General features: G+C 66.7%; 7 protein-coding genes and 1 pseudogene. 1 reads left to right on the forward strand and 7 read right to left on the reverse strand.

Annotation, left to right across the window (positions count from 1 at the left end; genetic code table 11):
- The 3 genes and pseudogenes from Q0R23_RS06890 to Q0R23_RS06900 form a co-directional block, all read right to left on the reverse strand.
- Window positions 1–654, reverse strand: a pseudogene (locus Q0R23_RS06890) (phosphate acyltransferase); the annotation flags it as partial.
- Window positions 644–1,252: an NYN domain-containing protein gene (locus Q0R23_RS06895; RefSeq protein ID WP_293911689.1), complete on the reverse strand. Its 609-nt coding sequence runs from the start codon at window positions 1,250–1,252 to the stop codon at window positions 644–646. The gene Q0R23_RS06895 and the pseudogene Q0R23_RS06890, both read right to left, overlap by 11 nt.
- 145 nt (window positions 1,253–1,397) lie before the next feature.
- Window positions 1,398–1,742: a DUF309 domain-containing protein gene (locus Q0R23_RS06900; protein ID WP_293911691.1), complete on the reverse strand. Its 345-nt coding sequence runs from the start codon at window positions 1,740–1,742 to the stop codon at window positions 1,398–1,400.
- A 107-nt stretch (window positions 1,743–1,849) separates the two neighbouring features.
- Here Q0R23_RS06900 and trxA point away from each other — a divergent pair, with 107 nt between their 5' ends.
- Entirely contained in the window at window positions 1,850–2,182 is a 333-nt protein-coding gene (trxA, locus tag Q0R23_RS06905; protein WP_293911692.1) for a thioredoxin, read from the forward strand.
- Window positions 2,183–2,785: 603 nt separating this feature from the next.
- Here the strand turns inward: trxA and Q0R23_RS06910 are convergent.
- The 4 genes from Q0R23_RS06910 to Q0R23_RS06925 form a co-directional block, all read right to left on the reverse strand.
- Window positions 2,786–3,373, reverse strand: a complete 588-nt coding sequence (locus Q0R23_RS06910) for an alpha/beta hydrolase (protein ID WP_293911693.1) — start codon at window positions 3,371–3,373, stop codon at window positions 2,786–2,788.
- A gap of 127 nt (window positions 3,374–3,500) precedes the next feature.
- On the reverse strand, window positions 3,501–3,815 hold the full coding sequence (locus Q0R23_RS06915; RefSeq protein ID WP_293911695.1) for a helix-hairpin-helix domain-containing protein: 315 nt from the start codon (window positions 3,813–3,815) through the stop codon (window positions 3,501–3,503).
- A gap of 120 nt (window positions 3,816–3,935) precedes the next feature.
- Entirely contained in the window at window positions 3,936–5,288 is a 1,353-nt protein-coding gene (locus Q0R23_RS06920; RefSeq protein ID WP_293911696.1) for a HAMP domain-containing sensor histidine kinase, read from the reverse strand.
- Between the two features lie 60 nt (window positions 5,289–5,348).
- Window positions 5,349–6,017 carry a response regulator transcription factor gene (locus Q0R23_RS06925; protein WP_293911697.1) on the reverse strand — a complete coding sequence of 223 codons (669 nt, stop codon included), beginning with the start codon at window positions 6,015–6,017 and terminating at the stop codon, window positions 5,349–5,351.
- Window positions 6,018–6,414: the final 397 nt, after the last annotated feature.

Below are 6,414 nucleotides of genomic sequence, written 5' to 3' on the forward strand. Positions count from 1 at the left end.
GTCGCCCGCAGCGGCCATCACCCGCAGCAACCCGTGCGCCTCCAGCACCAGGGCGCTGCCCTTGTGGTCCTCCTCGCCGATGCTCAGCAGGCCCACGCTGGGATTCTCGCGGCCCTCTACGACCTTCAGGTAGACGCTCGATAACCGCGCCCACTGCGCCAGGTAGGCGGGCTTGATATCGGCGTTGGCACCCACGTCGAGCAGCGCCACCGCCCCCTTCATGGTCGGCAAGTGGGTCAGGATGGCGGGCCGGTCCACGCCGGGCAGGCGGCCCAGGATCAGCAGCGAGGCGGCCATCGTCGCGCCGCTGTGGCCCATGCTGACCAGCCCCGCCGCTTTGCCGTCCTTGACCAGCCGGGCCGCCACGTTGATGCTGGCTTCCGTGCGGCCCCGCACGTCGCTGGCGTGCTCGTCCATGCCGATCACGTCGGGGGCGTCCACGATCTCTAAGGGGAGCTGCGCGGCGCCGGGATGCTTGCTCAGCTCGGCGTGTAGCCGGACCCGCTCGCCGACCAGCAGGACGCGCACGCCTGCGCGGGCGGCCTGCACGGCGCCGTCCACGTTGGGCACGGCGCCGTGGTCGCCCCCCGCCGCGTCGAGGGCCAGCGGGAGGTCAGTCGAAGGTTCTTTCGTCGGTTCCGCCTCAGCGGTCATCCTCACCGTCCAGGGCGCTGCTGACGTAAAAGGGGCGCGGCTCGGCGGGCACAGGCAGGCGGCCCTCGCTGGGCAGGCGGTAGCCGGGGCGCTCCACGGCGGCGCGGATGTCCTTGAAATCGATGTACTCGTCGGCGGCGTTGCGCAGCTCGTAGCTGGTCATTTCGGGGATGCTGGCGACCACCACCCGTTTGCCGCGCGTCCGCAGCGCTTCCACCGGGCGCTCGAAGTCGCCGTCGCCGGTCAGCAGCACCGCCGTGTCGTACATGTTGACGGTGGTCAGCAAGTCGGTGACGATCTCGATATCCAGGCTGGCGCGGCGAAAGGTCTCGCCGTTCTCGTCGGTATTCTCGCGCAGGGTGCGGGTCCGGACGGTGTAGCCCATGTAGGTCAGCGCGTCGATGAAGCGTTTTTGCTTGTCGTCGACGGGCGCGGGAATGGCCGTGTAGTAGAAGGCGTTGTAGAGCCGCCCCTGCGAGGCGAAATACTCCAGAATCTTGCGGTGATCGAAGTTCCAGCCGAGTCGTTTAGCCGCTGCGTATACGTTGGCGCCGTCGATAAACAGACCGATCCGGTCCGTGCCCTGGGGGTGTTCCATACGTCCTCCGTGCGGGGGCCGGGGGGCCGCGCCGCGAATGTGGTGTGAATAAGTGCTGGGTCGTGCCTGGAAATCATTGACCACGTTCTCAGGCAGACCGCTATCCTAGCGGGTTTGGCGCGTGAGGTTGGTGGGGAAAGGCGACCTACGGCGCGGGTTTTGAGTCCTGATCGGCCACCAGCACCTGTGGATACAGGTCCGGGGTCGCAAGCGCCGCCCAGACCTCACCTCGCAGCCGCTCCAGGTCCACGCCGCCGTAGTGGGCGGGCAGCGTCTCCAGGTACTTCAGCGCCTTGTAGAAGTTTCGGTGGGTCAGGCTACCGTGCGCCCAGCGTTTGTGCAGCGCGGCGGCCAGCAGAATCAGCGCCTGCAAAAAAACCCGCTCCTGGCCCACCGCCCCCATCCAGGGCGTCTCCCAGGCTTCATGAGCTTCCCACCAGTGACCCGCGTTGAACAGCCGGGCGCCTGCGCTGTACTCGGCGGCGATCATGGCCCCAGTCTGCGCCTCCGAGTGCTAAAGAAGGACTCAAGCCATGAGGACCACGAATCCAACCTGTCACACATGTCATTACAGGTTGTGCGCAGTATGCTATGGCCATGAAACCAGTAGAACTCAGCGACGGCAATTTCAAGACCGAGATCCAGAGCGGCCTGACCCTGGTCGACTTCTGGGCGCCCTGGTGTGGCCCGTGCCGCATGATCGCCCCGGTCATCGAGGAAATCGCCGGTCAGTATGAAGGCAAGGTCAAGGTTGGCAAGCTCAACGTGGACGACAACCAGGAGACCGCCATGCAGTTCCGGGTCATGAGCATTCCCACGCTGATTTTGTTCAAAGACGGCCAGCCGGTCGAGCACATCGTCGGCGCCCAGCCCAAACGCGCCTTCGAGCAACTGCTCAACAAGCACGTGCAAGCCCCCGTCGCCAACTGAAGCCAGCATTTTGAGCCGCCCTCTGAAGTGGGGGCGGTTTTTTGGTTGCGGAGAGTGCGGCTTCTGGGGAGGGCATGAGCTGCGCTCACTACCCCTCTGCAAGCAGGTCTGCGACTCACCCCGCTGCCGCGCAGCTCCCCTCTGCAAGCACTCGTCGTGAACGGAGCGGCGAGGCCCGATAGGTGCCGTTCTGGACAAGAACGCGCCTGGGCACGCCACTCCTCAGGTCTTCGACTCTCCCAAAAAGCTAGAGGGGTCAACAGCACGCGCCCAGACGCTGTTTTCGCTGAAGTAGAACACTACCTTCCAGCGAAGTCAGTTATGTGCAGATGTGGAGCATGGGCGCCCTACATGACCGGCCACGATGTGGAGAACGCGGCGAAAGAAAGTGCATCTGGAACGAACTGGATGTACCATGCCTAGCGCAGCGCCAACTCCCTCGCCCCACCGGGGCGGGGGCTGGGGGGTGGGGGTGCAGACGCATTTGCAAAAAGCTAACGCCCAAAAAAGCAACCTAAACGCCCCAAGCAGAGCTGAGCCCAGAGACGCGAAGCGAAAGCCATCAACGCCAATGCCCGATAACGCCGCGAACCCGCCCACCCCTCAGAAGCGAACGATGTCCGGCGGCGTCCAGGCGTGCAGCACCTCGCTGAGCAAGATCTCGCCCTCTTCCCACGGCCCGTGCCCACTGGCCACGTTGATATGCCCCGCCTCCCCCACCGTGACGAACTCGGCCTCCCAGGCGTCGGCAAACGCCTGCGCCCGCTCGAAGCTGGCATACGGGTCGTTCTCGCTGGCGACCACCAGGGCCGGAAACGGCAACGGGCTCATGGGCACCGGGGCCAGGCCGCGCACGGCGGGGTAATGACTGTCCATGTCCGGCTGCTCGGCGTCGGTGGGACCGACCAGCAGCGCGCCGCACACCCGCTCATGGCCCACCGAAGCATTCGCCGCGTAGAGCCGCGCCCAGTGGACGATGTTGAGCACGCCGCAACTGTGCCCGACGAGCACCAGCTCACCCGGCGTGGCCTCGATGACTTCCTGAAGCCGGGCCGACCAACGTTCGGGCGTGGGCGCGTCCGGGTCGTCCTGCACGACACGGGCCGCATTGAACTTGGTGTGCCACAAACTCTGCCAGTGCTCTGGGCCGCTGTCGCCGAGGCCGGGCACGATAATCAGTCTTGGAGTCATGCCTGATGCTAGCGCCGCCGCGCCGCCGTGAGAGCGACACGAAAAAGCCTGAGCCCTGTACGCGACTACAGTGGCTCAGGCGTCAACCGAACTCAGCTCAACCGAACTCAGCTCAACCGAAATCAGCTCAGTAGCTGAGCATCGAGGACATCTTCTTGACGTTCTTGGGGCCGATGCCCTTGACCTTGGTGACCAGCTCGGCCTCGGTCTTGTAGGGACGGTTCTTGATGATGTCGGCGGCGATCTTGGCGCTGACACCGGGCAGCTTGGCCAGATCGGCGGCGCTGGCGGTGTTGATGTTGACCATCATAGCCGCGCCCGCAGGCTTGGCGGGCATGGTCGTGGCCGCCGAAGGCGTGGCGGTGGTCGGGGTCTTCTTGGCGAAGGCAGTGGGGGCCAGCAACAGGGCGGCGGCGATCAGTAAGGTAACAGGTTTACGCATGGGTGGTTCCTCCGAAGGACAGGATGCCAGTGGCAGGTCAAGTCTAGATGAAAGATAGTAGTGTGAGCAGCAATTAAGGACAGTGGACCGCCGCCGTTCGAGCATTACCGATGCAGCGGCTCAGCCGGGCAAGGTCACCCGCGCCCGTGCGCCGCCGCCGGGGCGGGCACCGAGTTCCAGACTGCCACCGTGCGCCTCGACCACCTGCCGCACCACCGCCAGACCCAGGCCGAAACCTTCCGGGCCGCCCGCACTGGGCCCCGTACCAGCCACGCCGCGCACGAAGGCTTCAGTCAGTGCGCCGCTCGATGCGTGATCCGGAAAGCCGGGGCCGCTGTCCTCGACGCACAGCTCGGCGCCGCCGCCGCAGGGCCGCACCACCACGTTGACCCGGCCACCCGGCGGCGAGAATTTCAGGGCGTTGCCGATTAGGTTCTCCAGCACGCCGGAAAGCAGTGAAGGGTCGACCTGGGCGGGCGTGGGGGCGCCGTCGAGCCACAGGTCTATCTCGCGGGCCAGCGCCAGCGGTTGCAGCAGGTCTACCGCCTCACCGGCCAGGTCGAGCAGGTCCGCATTCTGGCGCTGGGTGGAGTGCTGGGCGCGGGTCAGGCTCATCAGGTTGCCGGTGAGCTGACGCAGCCGGGTGGCCGCCCGTTCGGTGCGCCGCAGCACCGAGAGCGTCTCGGCCTCCGAGCGGGGCCGGGCCAGGCTGTGTTGCAGGTCGGCCAGCATGGCGGTCACGGGGGTTCGCAGCTCGTGCGAGGCGCTGGCCAGAAACAGCGTCTCGCGTTCGCGCTCGGATTGCAGCTCGGTCAGGCTGGTCTCCAGGGCGCGGGCCAGGGCACCGACCTCACCGCCCTCCTGCGTGCCCGGCACCGGTCCCGGCGTGCCCAGGTGCTGCACCCGCCGGGCCAGGCGCTCCAGCGGCCTGAGCGCCTTTCGCACGGCCCAGGCCGCCACCACCCCGGCCAGCGCCGAAAGCACAACGAGGGCCAGCAGCGCCGCCAGCAGGTAGCGGGCCAGCAACTGCTCCAGCGGCCTGAGATTGCGGCCCACCTGCACCACGCCGCCCGCAAAGCGCTGGGAGGCGATCAGGTAGCCCTGGGTGCGGCTGACCCGCTCGGCCTGCACCCCGCCCGGCACGCTGGAATTCAAGAAGGCCAGGTCGAGCGTTTCCGGGCCTGCCGCGCCGCCCGACCAGACCAGGCGACCACCCCGGTAGACGCGGGCCACCGCCGTTACACCGTCGCGCTCCAGCATGTCGCCAGCCGTATCGGACAGCGAGCCGGGAGCCTGAAGCGCCACCGCCACCAGTTCGTCGGCCTGGGCGACCACCACCCGCGTGTAGCTGCCCAGCTCGATGCGCCACAGCAGCAGCCCGGCCAGACCGCCGAAGGCCGCCAGCGCCAGAAAAATGACCCCGGCGGTCAGCAGCGTCAGGCGAGAGCGCAGACTCAGCGGCTCGCGGGGCACGCCTTCACTGTACCCTGAGCGAGCCGCGCCGTTCACTTTTGGCACACCACCTCCCTGGCGCTACTCGCCTTCAGGAAAGCTGTAACCCAGGCCGCGCATGGTCCGCACCACCTCGTCGCCCAGTTTGCGGCGCAGGTTGCGCACGTAGGTCTCGACCACGTTGGACTCGGCGCCGAATCTTCCGTCCCAGACCCTATCGATCAATTCTTCGCGGGTGTAGACACGCCCCGGATGCGAGGACAGCACCTCGATCAGCGCGAACTCCTTGGCGGTCAGCGCCACGCGGGCACCGGACTTATGCACAGCGCGGGCAGTCCAGTCGAATTTCAGCTCGCGCCAGATCAGGCTGCTCTGCGGCTCGGCGCGGGTCCGGCGAGCCAGGGCACGCAGCCGGGCCTGCACCTCGCCCAGATGAAACGGTTTGACCAGATAATCGTCGCCGCCCGCGTCCAGCCCCTCGATGCGGTCCTCCACGGCGTCGCGGGCCGTCAGGTAGAGCACCGGGGCGATGATGGCGCCCTGGCGCAGACGCCGCACCAGATCAAAGCCGCTGGTGGGGCCTTCGGGCAGCCCGACATCGACCATCAGCGCGTCGTAGGGAAAGCTGCGGGCCAGCGCCTCGGCCTCCTCGGCGCTGCCCGCCTCGTCCACGGCGTAACCGGCCTCGCGCAGACTGGCCGCCAGCGGACGGCGAATGTCGATCTCGTCTTCGATCACCAGGAAACGCATGGGGATATGGTAGGCCCGGCGGTGGGTACGGAAGATGAAACGCGGGCGGGCAACGGTCCAGAACGCCAAATCCGGCGGGGAGCAGCCTGCCACTTGAAGCCAGCGAGTTACCTCAAGCAGATCACCACAATGCCGGAGCGCCCCTTCTGCGTACAGGCGCCATCAGACACCCAGCCCAGACCGAAACAGGTGATGCGGAGTTAAAATGAGTTTCGGCCATGCTAAGTCGTATGCGGTTGACCCCTCGCCCCTTGTGGCTTATCGTTACCCAGAAGTGGGATAGAGGCTGACAGAGACGTCAAGATCAAGCAGCCAGGCGGCCTGAGTGAGCCAGGCCCAACCGCGCCAGAGGGTCTGCCAACCAGGGTCGCCGTCACGGCGGCGACCAATGAAGCCG

Source organism: Deinococcus sp., assembly GCF_025362455.1.
GTDB lineage: Bacteria > Deinococcota > Deinococci > Deinococcales > Deinococcaceae > Deinococcus.

Excerpts from the sequence above, each read along its gene's own strand:
- Q0R23_RS06895 (WP_293911689.1), bottom strand. The coding sequence starts at position 1,252 with ATGGAACACCCCCAGGGCACGGACCGGATCGGTCTGTTTATCGACGGC.
- Q0R23_RS06900 (WP_293911691.1), bottom strand. The coding sequence starts at position 1,742 with ATGATCGCCGCCGAGTACAGCGCAGGCGCCCGGCTGTTCAACGCGGGT.
- trxA (WP_293911692.1), top strand. The coding sequence starts at position 1,850 with ATGAAACCAGTAGAACTCAGCGACGGCAATTTCAAGACCGAGATCCAG.
- Q0R23_RS06910 (WP_293911693.1), bottom strand. The coding sequence starts at position 3,373 with ATGACTCCAAGACTGATTATCGTGCCCGGCCTCGGCGACAGCGGCCCA.
- Q0R23_RS06915 (WP_293911695.1), bottom strand. The coding sequence starts at position 3,815 with ATGCGTAAACCTGTTACCTTACTGATCGCCGCCGCCCTGTTGCTGGCC.
- Q0R23_RS06925 (WP_293911697.1), bottom strand. The coding sequence starts at position 6,017 with ATGCGTTTCCTGGTGATCGAAGACGAGATCGACATTCGCCGTCCGCTG.